The 18,406-nt window shown below is 37.6% G+C and carries 19 protein-coding genes; 9 read left to right on the top strand and 10 right to left on the bottom strand.

Features of this window, described 5'->3' with window-relative positions; all coding sequences use genetic code 11:
• Positions 1 to 163 precede the first annotated feature (163 nt).
• The 6 genes from VF726_RS00125 to VF726_RS00150 all read left to right on the top strand — a co-directional run bounded on the left by VF726_RS00125 (position 164) and on the right by VF726_RS00150 (position 9,947).
• Positions 164 to 745, top strand: a complete 582-nt coding sequence (locus VF726_RS00125; RefSeq protein WP_440164938.1) for a competence protein ComK — start codon at positions 164 to 166, stop codon at positions 743 to 745.
• Between the two features lie 334 nt (positions 746 to 1,079).
• On the top strand, positions 1,080 to 1,673 hold the full coding sequence (locus VF726_RS00130; RefSeq protein ID WP_000347517.1) for a TVP38/TMEM64 family protein: 594 nt from the start codon (positions 1,080 to 1,082) through the stop codon (positions 1,671 to 1,673).
• A 56-nt stretch (positions 1,674 to 1,729) separates the two neighbouring features.
• Positions 1,730 to 2,293: a signal peptidase I gene (lepB, locus tag VF726_RS00135; RefSeq protein WP_048567025.1), complete on the top strand. Its 564-nt coding sequence runs from the start codon at positions 1,730 to 1,732 to the stop codon at positions 2,291 to 2,293.
• Positions 2,294 to 2,409: 116 nt separating this feature from the next.
• Positions 2,410 to 5,925: a helicase-exonuclease AddAB subunit AddB gene (gene addB / locus VF726_RS00140; protein WP_440164942.1), complete on the top strand. Its 3,516-nt coding sequence runs from the start codon at positions 2,410 to 2,412 to the stop codon at positions 5,923 to 5,925.
• The gene (gene addA, locus VF726_RS00145) at positions 5,922 to 9,647 is read left to right on the top strand and encodes a helicase-exonuclease AddAB subunit AddA (protein ID WP_440164944.1); all 3,726 of its coding nucleotides are present in this window, start codon (positions 5,922 to 5,924) and stop codon (positions 9,645 to 9,647) included. The genes addB and addA overlap by 4 nt, the downstream gene beginning before the upstream one ends.
• A 12-nt stretch (positions 9,648 to 9,659) precedes the next feature.
• A complete protein-coding gene (locus tag VF726_RS00150) occupies positions 9,660 to 9,947 on the top strand; it encodes an RNA polymerase alpha subunit C-terminal domain-containing protein (protein WP_440164947.1) in 288 nt (95 codons plus the stop codon).
• Positions 9,948 to 9,996: 49 nt separating this feature from the next.
• Here the strand turns inward: VF726_RS00150 and gerPF are convergent, their stop codons facing one another.
• The 7 genes from gerPF to VF726_RS00185 form a co-directional block, all read right to left on the bottom strand.
• Entirely contained in the window at positions 9,997 to 10,212 is a 216-nt protein-coding gene (gene gerPF, locus VF726_RS00155; protein WP_001141570.1) for a spore germination protein GerPF, read from the bottom strand.
• A gap of 42 nt (positions 10,213 to 10,254) precedes the next feature.
• Complete coding sequence (locus tag VF726_RS00160; protein ID WP_440164949.1) at positions 10,255 to 10,641, bottom strand: spore germination protein GerPE; 387 nt, start codon at positions 10,639 to 10,641, stop codon at positions 10,255 to 10,257.
• Positions 10,642 to 10,656: 15 nt separating this feature from the next.
• Complete coding sequence (gene gerPD, locus VF726_RS00165) at positions 10,657 to 10,851, bottom strand: spore germination protein GerPD (RefSeq protein ID WP_001102342.1); 195 nt, start codon at positions 10,849 to 10,851, stop codon at positions 10,657 to 10,659.
• A 6-nt stretch (positions 10,852 to 10,857) separates the two neighbouring features.
• Positions 10,858 to 11,472 (bottom strand): spore germination protein GerPC, encoded by a 615-nt coding sequence (gerPC, locus tag VF726_RS00170; RefSeq protein ID WP_440164952.1) that lies wholly within the window; start codon positions 11,470 to 11,472, stop codon positions 10,858 to 10,860.
• Positions 11,473 to 11,539: 67 nt separating this feature from the next.
• Positions 11,540 to 11,746, bottom strand: coding sequence for a spore germination protein GerPB (gene gerPB, locus VF726_RS00175; protein ID WP_087957704.1), 207 nt, complete (start codon positions 11,744 to 11,746; stop codon positions 11,540 to 11,542).
• A 14-nt stretch (positions 11,747 to 11,760) separates the two neighbouring features.
• Positions 11,761 to 11,982 carry a spore germination protein GerPA gene (gene gerPA, locus VF726_RS00180; RefSeq protein WP_001111188.1) on the bottom strand — a complete coding sequence of 74 codons (222 nt, stop codon included), beginning with the start codon at positions 11,980 to 11,982 and terminating at the stop codon, positions 11,761 to 11,763.
• A gap of 96 nt (positions 11,983 to 12,078) precedes the next feature.
• A complete protein-coding gene (locus VF726_RS00185; protein ID WP_000462840.1) occupies positions 12,079 to 12,258 on the bottom strand; it encodes an aspartyl-phosphate phosphatase Spo0E family protein in 180 nt (59 codons plus the stop codon).
• Between the two features lie 246 nt (positions 12,259 to 12,504).
• Between VF726_RS00185 and VF726_RS00190 the strand changes: the two genes are divergently transcribed.
• Positions 12,505 to 13,404 (top strand): fumarylacetoacetate hydrolase family protein, encoded by a 900-nt coding sequence (locus tag VF726_RS00190; RefSeq protein ID WP_440164955.1) that lies wholly within the window; start codon positions 12,505 to 12,507, stop codon positions 13,402 to 13,404.
• Positions 13,405 to 13,437: 33 nt separating this feature from the next.
• On the opposite strand, the gene VF726_RS00195 is transcribed toward VF726_RS00190, so the two are convergent.
• Positions 13,438 to 13,722: a hypothetical protein gene (locus VF726_RS00195; protein ID WP_440164957.1), complete on the bottom strand. Its 285-nt coding sequence runs from the start codon at positions 13,720 to 13,722 to the stop codon at positions 13,438 to 13,440.
• Between the two features lie 110 nt (positions 13,723 to 13,832).
• A complete protein-coding gene (gene rocD, locus VF726_RS00200; RefSeq protein ID WP_000616654.1) occupies positions 13,833 to 15,023 on the bottom strand; it encodes an ornithine aminotransferase in 1,191 nt (396 codons plus the stop codon).
• A gap of 150 nt (positions 15,024 to 15,173) precedes the next feature.
• On the opposite strand from rocD, the gene VF726_RS00205 reads away from it, so the two are divergent.
• Positions 15,174 to 15,539: a YisL family protein gene (locus tag VF726_RS00205; RefSeq protein WP_000233490.1), complete on the top strand. Its 366-nt coding sequence runs from the start codon at positions 15,174 to 15,176 to the stop codon at positions 15,537 to 15,539.
• A 59-nt stretch (positions 15,540 to 15,598) separates the two neighbouring features.
• Here the strand turns inward: VF726_RS00205 and VF726_RS00210 are convergent, their stop codons facing one another.
• A complete protein-coding gene (locus VF726_RS00210; RefSeq protein WP_048559584.1) occupies positions 15,599 to 16,153 on the bottom strand; it encodes a DUF2777 domain-containing protein in 555 nt (184 codons plus the stop codon).
• 239 nt (positions 16,154 to 16,392) lie between these two features.
• Between VF726_RS00210 and asnB the strand changes: the two genes are divergently transcribed.
• Positions 16,393 to 18,240 carry an asparagine synthase (glutamine-hydrolyzing) gene (gene asnB / locus VF726_RS00215; RefSeq protein WP_440164960.1) on the top strand — a complete coding sequence of 616 codons (1,848 nt, stop codon included), beginning with the start codon at positions 16,393 to 16,395 and terminating at the stop codon, positions 18,238 to 18,240.
• Positions 18,241 to 18,406: the final 166 nt, after the last annotated feature.

Raw genomic sequence — 18,406 nt, forward strand, 5'->3', positions numbered from 1 at the left:
TTTATCTTATAATTATTATATGTTTATTTTATAATTTAAAAGATATTTGACAAATGATAAAGTATTGTAAAAAAGCGGAATTTGTAAACCGTTTCCTTTTCATAGATGCTAAAATTATATATGCAGCTGCTAATATAAATGGAAAAAGGAGAGACAGTAGAATATGGAAAGTAAAGTAGAACGCTATGTCGAAAACTATGTGGTAAATAAAAATACAATGGCCTTACTTCCAGTTATTCTAAGTGAGAAGAAAATTGTTACACGAGTTGTTGAGATGGAAGATTCTTTTTTCGTATTTCAAAAGCCTCTAGATATTATAGAGAGAAGTTGCCGCAAGCATGGCTCTAGTTTCTTAGGTAGAAAAGAAGGAACGAAAGAATTAACTCATATTACACATAAAGCACCGATTGCGATTAGTCCGACAGATCAACTTTATTTTTTTCCTACTTATTCATACTCTAGAAAAGAGTGCGCTTGGTTATCTCATTTTTATATTGAAAGTAATAAAGAGTTAAAAGATGGAAATGTCATTGTTAGATTTATAAATGGCTTTGCTGTGAAATTAGAAATATCAAAAAGTAGTTTTGAAAATCAACAAAATCGTACAGCAAAATTGCGTACTGAATATGAAGATCGTAGAAAAAAACAAGGGAACCCTTGTTTTAAAGAGATTGATCAAAGGGATGAATCGACATTAAGACCAGCTTATGAGAAAGTGTATTTTGTTAAAGAAGAGGATGTTTGAGAGGAAAAGGATGGGGGAACTCATCCTTTTTGATTTTATTATATACCATCACGCTGTAAGCTTCGTAAAAAATTCTAAAAATTCAAAATATAAATTTCTGTATTTTCTTCTTTTTTATAATAACCATTGATTGATAATCTGGGTACGTTGTCTAAATTAACTTCATATCCTGTCGAATATTGATAGATTATCATAGCATAATAATGAAGGAATTCTCATGAAAGATATGGAAACTTAATAATTACATCTCCATATGTCGTATCTACCATTTCCTCTTTCATATAGGCAATGATACAGTAGAGGTAGTACTTAGAGTAAAGGGGTAAAGTGTAGAATGGATTTTCAGACAATCAAAGAGTATTTTTCACCAGAAAATATGGATCATATTGTTGAAAGTTATAAAGCTTTCGGACCACTGCTTGGTATTGGTTTACCGATGATAGAAGCGTTGATACCGGCATTGCCACTCATCGTATTTGTATTGGCGAATGCTGTTGCATTTGGATTTTGGCTCGGCTTTCTTTATTCTTGGCTTGGATCAGTAATGGGTGCCTTACTTGTCTTTTTCATTATCCGCCATTTTGGCCGAAGTCGTTTTTTTTCTTTTGTAAATAAGCATGAGAGAGTGCGAAAGGCTATGGGATGGATTGAAAGAAAAGGTTTCGCGCCGATTTTCGTCATATTTTGTTTTCCGTTTACACCGTCTGCGCTTATAAATGTTGTCGCGGGTCTATCACGCATTAGTGTAAAACAGTTTGGCCTTGCGCTTGCGTTCGGAAAGCTTGTGATGATTTTTATTTTAACGTATATCGGCCATGATTTAATGTCATTTATTCATAATCCGGTGAAATCAGTTATTGTAGCAATTGGTATTTTTATTTTATGGTATGTCGGTAAGAAAATTGAAGTAAAGTTAGAACTACATTAAGAATAGTCTTCTTTGCAATTGCAGGCTTCATTATTAAAGGATAAGGGGAGAAGCGAATGAAGAAAACTTTGAAAAAAGAAGGCATAGAGTGGATACGAACAATTTTAATTGGTGTATTATTAGCTGTATTTTTTCGAACGTTTTTCTTTTCGACGTACGTTGTAGAGGGGAAGTCAATGATGCCGACATTGCAAGATGGCAATATGCTCGTTGTAAATAAGGTGAGTTATCAAGTGGGGGACTTGAACAGGTTTGATGTTGTTGTGTTTCATGCGAATAAAAAAGAGGACTACGTAAAACGAATTATCGGTTTACCCGGAGATCAAATTGAATATAAGCATGATAAATTATATATAAACGGACAATTCGTGGATGAACCTTATTTAGAAACGTATAAGAAAGAGATAAATGGACGACAACTAACAGGTGATTTTAAACTAGAAGAGTTAACGAAAGAAAAATCGGTGCCACCTGGATATATTTTTGTAGTGGGCGATAACCGCCTGGGGAGCTGGGATAGTAGACACTTTGGATTTGTAAAAGCTGATACAGTTGTCGGTAAAGTTGATTTACGATATTGGCCAATTCAAGAGGTGCAAACGAATTTTTCAAAAGGTTGATATAATAGGTAGAAGTATAGAAAAAGACAAACTACTCCGTTTGTCTTTTTTCGTGTCCTATAATACAATTATAGTAGCAAACTAACGTTCGTTATGTAAGTGAAAGGTGGGGTTACATGTCACTTCGATTTGTGATTGGTAGAGCGGGAAGTGGAAAAAGTACACTTTGTTTACACGAAGTGCAAGAAGAGTTAAAGCAACGTCCAAGAGGGGAAACAATATTATATCTTGTGCCAGAACAGATGACATTCCAAACGCAGCAGGCGTTAATTGGTAGTGAGGATGTTAGAGGTTCTATTCGGGCACAAGTTTTTAGTTTTTCACGATTAGCGTGGAAGGTACTGCAAGAAGTTGGCGGAGCGAGTCGCCTTCACATTGATGAAGCGGGCGTACATATGTTACTTCGTAAAATTGTAGAGTCTCGTAAAGATGGATTATCAGTGTTCCAAAAAGCAGCGGAGCAAAACGGTTTTTTTGAACATCTTGGTAGTATGATTGCGGAGTTTAAACGTTACAATGTGACGCCATCTAACGTATATGAAATGTGGCAACAATTAGATGCACATAGTAGCAGTGCCGAGCAAAAGCTATTAGCGAATAAAGTGTATGATTTACAACTACTATATGATGATTTTGAACGTGCTTTAATCGGAAAGTATTTAGATTCAGAAGACTATTTGCAATTACTAGTCGAAAAGCTTCCACAGTCTGAATATGTAAAGGGAGCTGAAATTTATATAGATGGCTTCCATTCGTTTTCACCGCAAGAGCTAGAAATTGTAAGACAGCTTATGATTTGCGGCGCGAGAGTTACAATTACGTTAACACTAGATGAAAAAACGTTAGCGCAGCCAGTAAATGAACTAGATTTATTTTATGAAACGACGTTAACGTATGAAAAAATAAAACAAGTAGCACGTGAAGAGAAGATAGAAATTGAAAAAACGATTCCACTTATGGAACAACCGCGTTTTCATTCGCAATCATTAGCGCATTTAGAAACGCATTACGAAGCTCGTCCAAATGAAAAGTTTCACGGAGAAACAAGTGTAACGATTCGTACAGCAGCGAATTTACGAGCTGAAGTAGAAGGCGTTGCGCGTGAAATTCGTAGACTTGTGGCAGATGAAGACTATCGTTACCGAGATATCGCGGTTCTTCTTCGTAACGGGGAAAGTTATTACGATGTAATGCGAACGCTATTTACAGATTATAATATCCCGCATTTCATCGATGAAAAACGCCCGATGTCACATCATCCGCTAGTAGAATGTATTCGTTCTGCACTCGAGATTATTAGCGGGAATTGGCGTTATGATGCAGTGTTTCGCTGCGTGAAAACAGAGCTTTTATATCCATTAGACGTAAGAAAAGAAACGATGCGTGAAGAGATGGATGAGTTTGAAAACTACTGTTTAGCGTACGGTGTACAAGGGAAGAGATGGACTTCTGAAGATCCGTGGATGTATCGCCGCTATCGTTCTCTTGACGATACGGACGGGATGATTACAGACAGTGAACGTGAAATGGAAGAGAAAATAAATCGATTGCGTGACGTTGTAAGAACGCCAGTTATTCGTATGCAAAAAAGACTGAAGCGTGCGGGAACAGTTATGCAAATGTGCGAAGCTGTTTACTTATTTTTAGAAGAGCTTGACGTTCCGAAAAAACTAGAAGCATTACGTATTCGTGCAGAAGAGAGTGGAGATTTCTTATTTGCGACAGATCATGAACAAGTATGGGAAGAAGTAATGAGTCTTCTTGATACGTTCGTAGAGATGCTTGGCGAAGAAAAAATGTCACTTTCTATGTTCACAGACGTTATGTCTACAGGTCTTGAGGCGCTTCAATTCGCCAACATTCCGCCGTCATTAGACCAAGTGTTAATTGCGAATATTGATCGTTCAAGATTATCAAATGTGAAAGCAACATTTGTCATTGGCGTGAATGAAGGTGTGATTCCAGCAGCACCGATGGATGAAGGTATGCTTTCTGATGAGGAAAGAGATGTTCTTAGCGCCGCAGGTATTGAACTCGCACCAACGACGAGACAAACTTTATTAGAAGAACAGTTCGTTATGTACCAAATGGTAACGAGAGCAACTGAGAAATTATACATTTCTTGTCCGCTAGCAGATGAGGAAGGGAAGACGTTACTTGCTTCTAGCTTTATTAAGAAAATAAAAAGAATGTTCCCTGATGTGAAAGATACATTTATTACGAATGACGTAAATGATTTATCCCGTTCGGAACAAATCTCATACGTAGCAACGCCAGAAGTAACGTTATCTTACGTTATGCAGCAACTTCAAACGTGGAAGCGATACGGATTTGAAGGGAATTTAGATTTTTGGTGGGATGTATATAACTTCTACGTTACTTCAGATGAATGGAAGCAAAAAAGTAGCCGCGTATTATCAAGCTTATTCTACCGAAATCGTGCGCAAAAGCTAAGTACAGTTGTAAGTAGAGATTTATACGGAGACAAAATAAAAGGAAGCGTCTCTCGTATGGAATTATTTAACCGTTGTGCGTACGCTCATTTCGCGCAGCACGGTTTAGCATTAAGAGAGCGTGATATTTTCAAACTTGATGCGCCAGATATTGGAGAACTATTCCATGCAGCGCTGAAGAGAATTGCAGACAGGCTATTACGTGAAAACCGTACTTGGGCAGATTTATCAATAAAAGAGTGTGAGCATCTTTCGGCTGTAGTAATAGAAGAGATTGCACCGTTATTACAAAGACAAATTTTATTAAGTTCAAATCGTCATTTCTATTTAAAACAAAAACTACAACAAATCATTTTCCGTACGTCAATCATTCTTCGTGAGCACGCGAAATCAAGTGGTTTCGTACCAGTTGATTTAGAAGTACCATTCGGTATGGGCGGTACAGGATCGCTTCCGCCAATGGAATTCTCATTACCAAATGGTGTGAAGATGGAAGTTGTCGGCCGTATTGATCGTGTTGATAAGGCAGAAGATGAAAACGGGACGTTCCTCCGTATTATTGACTATAAATCAAGCTCAAAGGCGTTAGATTTAACGGAAGTGTATTACGGATTAGCACTTCAAATGTTAACGTATTTAGATGTTGTTACTTCAAATGCACATACGTGGATGAAAAAAGGTGGCACGGCATCACCGGCTGGTGTACTGTACTTCCATATTCATAACCCGATCGTTGAGATGAAAGGTGACGCATCTGAAGCAGAAATTGAGAAAGAAATTTTAAAGAAATTCAAAATGAAAGGGCTCGTACTAGGAGACGCTGACGTTGTTCGTTTAATGGATAACAAACTTTCAACAGGAAGCTCAGATATTATTTCTGCTGGTCTGAAAAAAGACGGTAGCTTTAGTGCGCGTTCAAGCGTTGCAAGTGAACAAGAGTTTAACGTATTGCAAAAATACGTACACCATACGTTTGAAAATATCGGAAAAGACATTACAGAAGGCGTGATCGATATTGCTCCTTACAAAAAAGGGAATAAAGCGGCATGTACGTTCTGTAACTTCAAATCTGTTTGTCAGTTCGATGAATCACTTGAAGATAATCAATTCCGTACGTTAAAAGATATGAAAGATAGCGAAGCGATGGAGAAAATTAGAGAGGAGGTTGGCGGAGAATGATTGAAAATTGGCCTAAAAAACCAGAAGGTAGTCAGTGGACAGATGACCAGTGGAAAGCCGTTGTAGCGAACGGACGTGATATTTTAGTCGCAGCAGCAGCTGGATCAGGGAAAACAGCAGTATTAGTTGAACGTATTATTAAAAAGATTATAAGTGAAGAAAACCCAGTCGATGTCGACCGCCTGCTCGTTGTAACATTTACGAATGCAGCGGCGCAAGAGATGAAAAACAGAATTGGGGAAGCGTTAGAAAAAGTATTAATTGATGAGCCAGGGTCGCAGCACGTAAGAAAGCAGCTTAGCTTATTAAATAAAGCTTCTATTTCGACAATCCATTCATTTTGTTTACAAGTTATTAGAGGATACTATTACATGCTTGATGTTGATCCTCGTTTCCGTATTGCGAATCAAACGGAAAATGAATTATTAAAAGAAGAAGTGCTAGATGACATATTAGAAGAAGAGTATGGAATTGAAGATAATACGATATTCTTTGAACTCGTTGATCGTTATACGAGTGACCGTAGCGATGATGACTTACAGCGTATGATTTTAGCGCTGCATACAGAATCAAGAGCGCATCCAAATCCGGAAAAATGGCTCGATAAATTAGTAGAAGCATACGACGTAGAAGGAAAGACAATTGAAGATTTAGTGTACGCGTCTTACTTATTAGAAGATGTGAAATTCCAGCTTGAAACAGCGGAACAGCATATTCGTAAAGCGACGGAACTCGCAATGCTTCCTGACGGTCCAGCGCCTCGCGTTGAAACCTTGCAAGCTGATGCAGTTTTACTTGGAACGTTATCGTCAGCAGCTTGTGAATCGTGGACAAGCGTGTATGAAGCGATGCAAAACGTATCGTGGCAAACGTTAAAGCGTATTAAGAAAAGTGATTACAACGAGGATGTTGTAAAACAAGTAGACTCTCTTCGTAATAAAGCGAAAGATGAAGTGAAGAAATTACAAGAAGAGTTATTTAGCCGCAAACCTGAAAGTTTCTTACGAGATTTTCAAGATATGCATCCAGTGTTAGAAAAACTCGTGCAACTTGTAAAAGTATTTACAGAGCGTTTCCAAGCGATGAAGCGTGATAAAGGGATGGTCGATTTCACAGATTTAGAGCATTTCTGTTTACAAATTTTAAGTGAACAAAGTGAAAATGGTGAAATGAAGCCATCTGCAGTAGCGCTTCAATATCGCAATAAATTTGCTGAAGTACTAGTCGATGAATATCAAGATACGAACTTCGTACAAGAATCGATTATTAAATTCGTAACGAAAGATTCTGAGAGGGAAGGAAACTTATTCATGGTTGGTGACGTAAAGCAGTCGATTTATCGTTTCCGACTAGCAGAACCAGGCTTATTCCTAGGAAAGTATAAACGCTTCACGCAAGAAGGATTAGGCGGCGGAATGAAGATTGATTTGGCAAAAAACTTCCGTAGTCGTCATGAAGTGTTAGCAGGTACGAACTTTATCTTCAAACAAATTATGGGCGAAGAAGTCGGAGAAATCGACTACGATGCTGACGCTGAATTGAAGTTAGGTGCTACCTATCCAGAAGGTGAAGATGTAGCGGCGGAACTACTATGCATTCAGCAAACGGAAGAAGAAGTAATAGACGGAGAAGAAGGTGCAGAAGTCGAAAAAGCCCAGCTTGAAGCTCGCCTTATGGCGCAGCGCATTAAAGCGATGGTTGATTCAGGTTATGAAGTGTATGACCGTAAAACGAATAGTATGCGCCCTGTACAATATCGAGACTTCGTTATTTTGCTTCGCTCCATGCCATGGGCGCCGCAAATTATGGAAGAGTTAAAACTGCAAGGAATTCCAGTATACGCTGATCTTGCGACTGGTTACTTTGAAGCGACAGAAGTAAATATTATGATGAACGTCTTCCGAGTGATCGATAATCCGATGCAAGATATTCCGCTTGCAGCTGTGCTTCGTTCACCAATCGTTGGATTAAATGATGAAGAACTTGCAACGCTTCGTGCTCATGGGAAGAAAGGTTCGTTTTATGAAGTAATGAGCTCATTCCTAAAAGGGGAACCGCTTGAAGAAGAACAAGAGTTACATGATAAATTAGAGTGGTTTTATAACTTACTGCAAGGATGGCGTGAATTCGCGCGTCAACAGTCTCTTTCTGATTTAATTTGGAAAGTGTACGGTGAGACTGGTTATTACGACTTTGTTGGCGGTTTACCAGCCGGAAAGCAAAGACAAGCAAACCTGCGTGTACTTTATGACCGCGCAAGACAATATGAAGCAACATCGTTTAGAGGATTATTCCGCTTCTTACGCTTTATTGAGCGTATTTTAGAACGCGGTGACGATATGGGTACGGCGAGAGCTTTAGGTGAACAAGAAGATGTCGTTCGTATTATGACGATTCATAAAAGTAAAGGACTAGAGTTCCCAGTTGTATTCGTAGCTGGACTTGGTCGTCGTTTTAATACACAAGACTTAATGAAACGCTTCTTACTTCATAAAGACTTCGGGTTCGGTTCCCAATTTATCGATCCTCGTAAACGAATTAAGTATACGACATTATCGCAATTAGCGATCAAGCGTAAAATGAAAATGGAATTAATCGCGGAAGAAATGCGTGTATTATACGTAGCGTTAACACGTGCAAAAGAGAAGTTAATTTTAATCGGAACAGTTAAGGATGCAAATAAAGAAATGGAAAAATGGCTTGATGCAAGAGAGCATAGTGAATGGTTATTACCAGACCATATACGTGCCGGGGCGTCTTGCTACTTAGACTGGATTGCACCTTCATTATATAGACATCGTGATAGTGAAATGCTTCTTGAGTTAGGTCAAGGAAGTGTTCCGGATGAAATTTATGGATATAGTGCGAGCTGGAAAGTAGAAGTTGTTGACGGTAACACATTACTTGCGCCAGAACCAGTTCAAGAAGAGAAACAAGAATTACTAGAAGCACTTCGTGAGAAAAAAGCTGTTCCCCTGCAAAGTGAACGAAAAGAAGAAGTGTATGATAGATTAATGTGGAAGTATGGATATGAGGAAGCGACATCTCATCGTGCGAAGCAATCTGTTACAGAAATAAAGAGAAATTATCAATCTGAAGAAGGTAGCGATAACGCCTTTATTAAAAAAATGCGTGCGCCAATTAAAACGCGTCCTCGTTTTATGGAGAAAAAAGGATTAACGTACGCTGAAAGAGGTACAGCAGTTCATGCTGTCATGCAACATGTTGATTTGAAGAAGCCGATTACAGAAGAAGTGATTCGGGAGCAAATTAGTGGCATGGTTAATAAAGAACTATTAACATTCGAACAAGCCGAAGAAATAGCCATCGAAAAAGTCATTTCATTCTTTGATAGTGACCTAGGTAAAAGGGTACTAGCGGCGAAAAGTGTGGAGCGTGAAGTACCATTTACGATGATGCTTGCAGCAGAAGAAGCATATCAAGATTGGCAAGGGAAGAGCGGAGAATCAATTCTTGTCCAAGGGGTTATTGACTGCATGATTGAAGAGGAAGACGGCATCACTTTAATCGACTTTAAAACGGATACGATTGAAGGGAAGTTCCCAGGCGGATTCGATCAGGCAAAACCAATTTTAGAAGATCGATACAAAGTACAGCTTTCGTTGTATGCAAAGGCACTTGAGAAAAGCTTACAACATCCTGTGAAAGAGAAATGCTTATACTTCTTTGATGGCAATCATGTTGTAAAAATTGAAGAATAGAGGGACTTGAAAATGGCAACGGAAAAAACGTTAAGAACGTGTGAAAAAGGTCATGAATACTATAAAAGTAGTGATTGTCCAACTTGCCCGATTTGCGAGAAAGAAAAGAAACCTAAAACAGGATTTCTTTCACTTCTTTCATCACCAGCAAGAAATGCGCTAGAGCATCATGGAATTCACACAATAGAAGAACTCTCAAAGTATAGTGAAAAAGAAATTTTAAAACTGCATGGTATGGGTCCTGCATCTATGCCGAAGCTTAGAAAGGCTTTGGAGGAAGCTGGGTTATCGTTTAAATAAAATGAAATTGTAATAAGAAAAAAGTAGGAGAATATCTCCTACTTTTTTTTTACGCTGTTCCAATCTGATCCTGATCCGCCACATCAGAATCAAACGTATTTGTTGCACTAACGCCGCTAAACGTATTCACGACAAATCCAACATTGGAAGCGCCAGATCCATTATAAGCTTTCGTATTTTCTTTCGGAGATACGTTATAGAAATCCCCTAAATTAAAAGAGCCATTACTGTTTTGAACGACAAGATTTCCAACAACAGAGGGCATACCATCCACCTACTTTTCTAAGCTTTTTAATTACTATATGAATTATGGAGCGGAAGGTTCATCCGTAATATATTGACGGATTTGCATAATACGAGAGTTATTAAAACCATAATCAATGTTTCCGATTTGAAAGCAAGCAGAATTTAAAAGTGATCGTAATTCAACATTGTTTACTTCAATAAAAGGGCATTCATTTACAATGTTTAATTTTACATCTGTCGTTCGCGTTGGGATGGTGACGTGTTCATCTGTAAATATTTCAAATGCATCGAAGCGACCTTCGCCTTTTATATAACAAGGAATTTCTCTGTGGACGGCAAGAGCCCTACTTTTTAACTCCATTTGGTTTGCATCTCCAACTTGAAATACGGCAGTAATCCCTAAAGAAATAATCGAAACATTTTGGACAACTGATACATGATGTAACATAATTTCTCAGTCTCCTTAACCTGGAGTAGGAGGGACATCTGTGACTAATGGTACAAATGGCCCCTCGGTAACAGTTTCAAATGGTGTATCAAGAATAGAAGATAGTATGAGGAGGTTCGCATCCCCAATTAAAAAGAGTGCGGATGATGATACACCGTTCATTTTAATCTGACCGACTTTTAATTCACGATTTACAACGTTAACATTCATACATACTTACTCCTTTCGGAAATTGCCCGGTATGTGTTGAATAAAAGATAGAAAGGCTTTGTCAATATCGTGTTTCATTGCTTGAATAATGATATCTCGTAAATAATCTGGATCTGTTGAAATCCCTTCATAGGATTGCGCTTGTGTTAAATAATAAGGAAGTCTATGCTCCATCTGTTTTTTTATGTCATCCACCATCATTTGTCGATACATTTCATCGAGCGGCGTTCTCTCTTCTTGTTCAAAATGGAGAATTCGATTATATGCTTCTTCATCTAAGTAACGATGCATTTCTTGAAGGATTCCTTGATAAAAGTCTGGATTTGTTTCAGTTTCAGGATTGACCTTCAAAGTTTCTGTATCAACTTGAAAATCCTCAATTTGCTGTCCTTTTGTTGAAAATGGATTTAAGCCAATATTTAAAGTGCCATTTAAATTTTCTACTTTTAATTGATCGAATTTGTATTCCACTTTTCCTATAGAAGAGGAGGGGCGACTTTTTAATTCGTTAAGCTCTTCTTGTAGTTGGCGCACTTGATCCTCTAAATTCAGGATGGATGCTTGTTGTATTTGAAGAGCTTGTTGAAGTTGGTGTAAGTAAGTATATATATCTTGATTCATTTGTGAAACCTCCTTTTCAATAGGGAGGGTAAATATATTCCTGCTATATATTTATGACGAGGATGTCTTAAGAAGAACTAGTTGATGGTTTGATAGAAATAATTTGTCCTTTCGCCTGTAATGGGCGAAGGGGTTCTGTAAATCCACCAGTATTTGAGAATTTAGATAGGGCTTTAATACTTCCAGCAGTACCAATTTGGAATACAGAAGAGGTTGTAATGCTATCAATTCTAATGCTGTTAATGATGATGCTTTGGTTTACGTAAAAATTCAATACAATCGCCTCCTCTAAGTTGAACCAATTATCGCTTGGTCAACTACATCTGAATCATTAACAGTTGTTGCGCTTTGATAATTGTAGACAGAAACGTTATCTCCAACATTAAAGGAGCCGGCTCCGGCGAAAGCGCGTGAATAACTAATAGGCCTAATCGCAAATACATCTCCAATATGAAAAATACCACTTGATCCAATATTGACGATACGAATATGTCCGACCATAGCTGGCATACAAAACACCTTTCGTTTTTAAAATTTTCTTTTCTACTATTCTATGGGCGTTTTCAATAAAATGTGTATTTTTTTGAAATAAAAGAAACACACACGTTATTGTGTGTGTGTATCGAGTGTTTGATTAGGGTGAAAATCCGTATGTACATGCCAAATTGCATTTAAGAGCCTGTCCAGTTCTTGGCTACAATCCACTGTTTTTTGAGAAGTCATTCCGTAGCGTTCAGCAAAATAAATCATTTTTTCACGTTTTTTTTCAATCGCTTGCTCAAACATTGAAATCGGCTCCATCTCTAAATGAAATTTTTAGTATATATGTAGTACATATTATACAAAAACCCCATAAAAAAGAAACACCTTCGCTAAAAAAAGTAAAATTTCTACATTTTATGCCAAATATAAAGCAGTAGCGAATAGGATATGAGAAGAATATTGTAAAAATTAGCGTGCATGAGAAGGTTTTTTTCTTACGGATGCGAATACAATTAAATGGTATGAGTTTTAGGATGGAGAGTGGAAATAGTGCGTTTGGTAACGGCGAAAAAAGATGAAAAGGTATTTGTAGGTATTGTGGATGAAGAGGAAGAAAAGGTATTGCATGTAAGAGAAGCGCAAAGACAAAAAGGGGAAAAGGTTACGATTCCGATTACAATGTTAGAGTGTATTGAAAGAGGAACCGAATGTTTTGAAAAAATATGTGATATTGTCCATTGGGCAAAAGAGCATGGGGAAACCGCATATTATCCGTTAACTGAGGTGAAAATATTAGCGCCGATTCCAAGGCCAAGAAAGAATATTTTGTGCGTTGGAAAAAACTATCGTGAACATGCGATAGAAATGGGCGGAGTAGAGTCAATTCCAGAAAACATAATGATCTTTACGAAAGCGCCAACGACAGTTATTGGAATGGATGAAAAAATTAATAGTCATCCCCACGCAACGAATGAATTAGACTATGAAGGGGAACTAGCTATCATCATCGGTAAGCGAGGGAAACAAATAAAAAAAGAAAAAGCACTTGAGCATGTTTTTGGTTACACCATTATAAATGATATAACTGCTCGCGACATTCAAAGGAAGCATAAACAATTTTTCCTTGGAAAAAGTTTCGATACATTTTGTCCAATGGGACCGTATTTAATTCATAAATCAATGGTTAGTAGGCCAAATGCGTTACACATTGAAACGATAGTAAATGGGGAAGTAAGGCAAACTTCAAATACAAATAAAATGATTTTTTCAATAGAAGAAATCATTTCAACGATAAGTAAAGGAATGACGTTAGAACCAGGAGATATTATCGCAACAGGAACGCCAGCTGGTGTCGGAAAAGGTTTCACACCACCGAAGTTTTTACATGCGGGTGATGAAGTGGTCATTACAGTAGAAGGAATTGGTACTTTGCGAAATGTCGTGAAATGAGAAAAGAGCTATCTTATCGAAGATAGCTCTTTTCTATGGCCTTGGATTATAGAGGTAATCGATAACCGAAAAAGTGTAAAGACCAATGAATGCAAGTGTACAAATGCCAAATAGTATAACGGTAAGTGCGCTTTTTTCTCGTCCAAAACCAATGATAGTAAGAATAACAGCAGTCCAAAATGATGCTTTCAGTAGTGTGAATGTAGTAGAAGTGGAGTAGTGACTAAGCGATGTTACGGAAAGTAGGAAGCCAAAGAATGTAACTAAAAGAAAAGATGTAGCCAAATAGTTAATATGTTTGCCATACCTTAATAACATATCGAATCTCCTTTACGATTTTAAAATACAGAAAATTACAATTTTATTTTAGTATAAATCAATATAAAAAGAAAGAGGTTGTCCCAACATGTAGGACAACCTCTCTATTATTACGATAATACTGCTTTAATTTTTTGGAACGCCCACTCTAAATCTTCTTCAGAGATTACTAGAGGTGGTGCGATACGAATTACGTTTTCATGTGTTTCTTTACATAATAGACCAGCTGCTTTTAGTTGTTCACAGTAAGGACGAGCTGGCTCGTTTAATTCGATACCGATGAATAAACCTTTACCACGAACTTCAGTGATCATTGGGTTATCAATCTCTTTTAATTGCCCAACTAATTTTTCACCTAATTGAAGAGAACGCTCTGTTAATTTTTCTTCTTCTAACACTTCAAGAGCTGCGATAGAAACAGCACATGCAAGTGGGTTACCACCGAATGTAGAACCGTGAGAACCTGGCTCGAATACGCCTAAAATGTCGCGGTTTGCTGCTACGCAAGAGATTGGGAATACGCCGCCGCCAAGTGCTTTACCAAGTATGTACATGTCAGGAGTTACATTGTCCCAGTCACAAGCAAATACTTTACCAGTACGGCCTAAACCTGTTTGGATTTCATCTGCTACAAATAAAACGTTTTCTTTTTTACATACTTCAAGAGCTTCTTTTAAGTAACCAGCTGGTGGGATGTTGATTCCTGCTTCACCTTGGATTGGCTCTAAAATGAATGCAGCTGTGTTTGGTGTAATAGCAGCTTTTAACGCTTCTAAATCACCGTAAGGAATTACGATAATACCAGGAAGCATTGGACCGAATCCGCGCTTGTACTCTTCGTTTGAAGACATAGAAACAGCACCCATCGTACGTCCGTGGAAGTTATCTTCACAAACGATAATTTCAGCACGGTTTGCTTCTACTTTCTTCACATCATAAGCCCAGCGGCGAGCTGTTTTAATTGCAGTTTCAACAGCTTCTGCACCTGTATTCATTGGAAGTACCATTTCTTTATTAGTTAGTTTCGCAACTTTTTCGTACCAAGGACCTAATTGATCGCTATGGAAAGCACGAGAAGTTAACGTAACACGATTAGCTTGGTCAATTAAAGCGTTAATAATTTTTGGGTGACGATGACCTTGGTTTACTGCAGAATATGCACTTAATAAGTCCATATAGCGGTTTCCTTCAGGATCTTCTACCCAAACGCCTTCTGCTTTAGAAATAACGATTGGAAGTGGGTGATAGTTATTTGCTCCGTATGTGTCTGTAAGTTCGATAATATCCTTAGTTTGAATCATGATTGTTCCCCCTTTTGTTATTACAAGAAGTTTGTAAATACTCTAAATATTATAGCATTTAAATGTAAAAAAGCGAAACATTTCCTGAAAATAAATGAACATGTTATCATATAGAGTGAAAAAGTGTGAAAAGAGGAGGTAAGGGATACGATGGTACATATGCATATTACAGCATGGGCGTTAGGTTTAATTTTATTCTTCGTTGCGTATTCACTTTATTCAGCAGGAAGAAAAGGAAAAGGTGTACATATGGGGCTTCGTCTTATGTACATTATCATTATTGTGACAGGTTTCATGTTGTACATGGGTATTATGAAGACTGCAACAAGTAACATGCACATGTGGTATGGTTTAAAAATGATAGCTGGTATTTTAGTTATCGGTGGAATGGAAATGGTTCTTGTGAAAATGAGCAAGAACAAAGCAACAGGGGCAGTTTGGGGGCTATTTATTGTTGCGCTAGTAGCAGTATTTTACCTTGGACTGAAATTACCGATTGGCTGGCAAGTATTCTAATAAAAAATAAAACCACCTTATAATCTCAATTGTTTGGGAGATAAGGTGGTTTTTTAGTTTTATGTCGCATCGATATGCAACTCTTCTCCGTTTACTTTCGTAAAACGAAACATATTTTTATTTGACGTAGCGTGACGAACGAAATGGTGCTGCAGTGTACAAATCATCTCTTCGTTATCAAACAAAAGAATATTTACTCCTTCGCACGCTTCCTCTTTCGGTAAGAAAGATAAATAATTATGACAATACATGCAATCATATAAAGAGTAATGAAGTGATTGCAATGATTCCGTTAATAATGTAAAGACAGAGTCAGGTAATTCCTCGAGCCATTCCGTATAGCTGAGAAGTAATTTCTTTCGAATTCGTATCATTTCCCCGTTTTGCAGGTGATGCTGTTCGTTGGCGATTTGTAATACATCTTGTTCATAGAAACGAGCTGGTAGCCAGTTGTTGTTATATAAAATCTCAAAGCCATCTTCGGCAATATCTTCTAATAAAAATGCTTCATCATTCTCATCATCAAAGAATACCCATTCATTGTTTATATATTCTACATTACCGACCGTATGAGCACGAGGCTGGTTATATAAAATATGGTTACGTTGTATCATACATGATTTCTCCTTTATGAAAAGTAGTTACTTCTGTTATAGACAGTTCGCGCATTCTTTATAACTAGACACATCTAGACATAGGTGGGCATACAATAAAACACGTTTTACTGAGTGAAAATGCTATTCCATATGTGGATAGTAGGTTATCGTCAAGTTTTTCATTTTTTGATCCGCACCCCTTAGGGTGGGGATTACTGCACGTTCAAGAAAAGAAATAAGATGGAAGGATGATTTATATGTGCGGGATTACAGGATGGGTGGATTATAAACGCTCATTAGAAGGAGAGCGGGACGTCGTTACGAAGATGGCTGAGACGTTAGCGAAGCGTGGCCCAGATGATAATAAAGTTTGGATTAAAGGCAATGTTGCATTTGGGCACAAACGGTTAATTGTAGTTGATCCTGAGGGTGGGAAACAACCGATGACTTGTTTAAAAGATGAAACGAATTATGCGATTTGCTATAACGGCGAACTGTATAATACGGAAGATATTCGAAAGGAACTATTAAGAAGAGGATATACGTTTAAAGGTCATTCTGATACGGAAGTACTATTAGCGTCGTATATTGAATGGAAAGAAGAATGTGTCGATCATTTAAACGGTATATATGCGTTTGCTGTATGGGATGAACAGAAAGAACAAGTATTTATTGCGCGAGATCGATTAGGTGTAAAGCCGCTATTTTTTAAATATGATAGTGGGCGGTTATTATTTGGTTCAGAGTTAAAAGCGATATTGGCTCATCCTGATGTGAAGGCGGAAGTAACGTTAGAAGGGTTATCCGAAATATTCGGCCTTGGACCATCTAGAACACCTGGTCACGGTATTTATGCTGGTATAAAAGAATTACGTCCAGGTCATGCGATGACATTTTCAAAGAACGGTTTATGTATATGGAGATATTGGAATGTGGAAAGCAAAAAACATGAAGACTCCTTTGAAGAAACAGTAGAGAAGACACGCTTTTTATTACAAGATGCGATTACAAGGCAGCTCGTTTCTGATGTACCACTGTGCACTTTTCTATCAGGTGGTGTAGATTCGAGTGCGATTACAGCAATTGCTGCGAAAGAATACGCACGGTCAGGAAAAGGGCAATTACACACATACTCTGTTGATTATGAAGATAATGACAAATACTTTAAAGCGAATGCATTTCAGCCAAATTCAGATGCGCCATTTATTCATTTGATGACGGATACGTTTGAAACGATTCACCATCGCTGCGTCATTTCAAATGAAAAATTAGCGCAGTATTTAACAGAAGCTGTACTCGTTCGTGATTTGCCTGGTATGGCAGATATTGATTCGTCATTATTATGGTTTTGCCGTGAAATTAAACAAGATTTTGTCGTCGGTTTATCTGGGGAATGTGCAGACGAAATATTTGGTGGTTATCCTTGGTTTTATAGAGAAGATGATTTACAATCGAGTGCGTTTCCGTGGATGCGCTCTACAGAAGCGCGTGAACAACTGTTAAAGAAAGAATGGAGAAATAAATTAAATTTACAACAATATGTACAGCAGCGCTATGAAGAATCCATTCAAGAAGTTCCTATTTTAGAGGGAGAAAGCCCAATTGAAGCAAAGAGACGACAACTATTTTACTTGAACATGATATGGTTTATGACAACATTATTAGACAGAAAAGACCGTATGAGCATGGGAGCAAGCTTAGAAGTGCGCGTTCCGTTTGCGGATCACCGACTTGTCGAATATGCGTGGAATATTCCTTGGGAAATGAAAATGTATAAAAACCGCGAAAAAGGTCTATTGCGTAAAGCGTTAGAAGGATTACTTCCAAATGACATCTTATATAGAAAGAAGAGTCCGTATCCGAAAACGCATAATCCGCACTATACGAAAGCAGTCACAGTATGGCTACAAGATTTATTAACGGATAAAGGATCAATTTTACACGAACTATTTGATAAAGAGCAACTGCGCGGGTTAATTGAGTCAGGCGGCAGTGCATTTCAATCACCTTGGTTCGGTCAATTAATGACAGGCCCTCAACTTTTAGCACATTTAGCGCAAATTCATGTTTGGTTTAAGGAATACGGGGTAAATATTAAAGAATAGAAGAAAAGCGACTTACTTTTATGTAAGTCGCTTTTTATTAAATAAATTGTCAAATAAAATTCAAAATCATATTAGAAAAAATACTTATTTAGAATAATTATTTTGACGTACTTATTATTAGTTGTTATAATTGGAAACAAATGTTCTTGAAAAAGATTCTCATTTA

This window comes from Bacillus sp. Brlt_9 (genome assembly GCF_051948935.1).
Taxonomy (GTDB): Bacteria; Bacillota; Bacilli; order Bacillales; family Bacillaceae_G; genus Bacillus_A.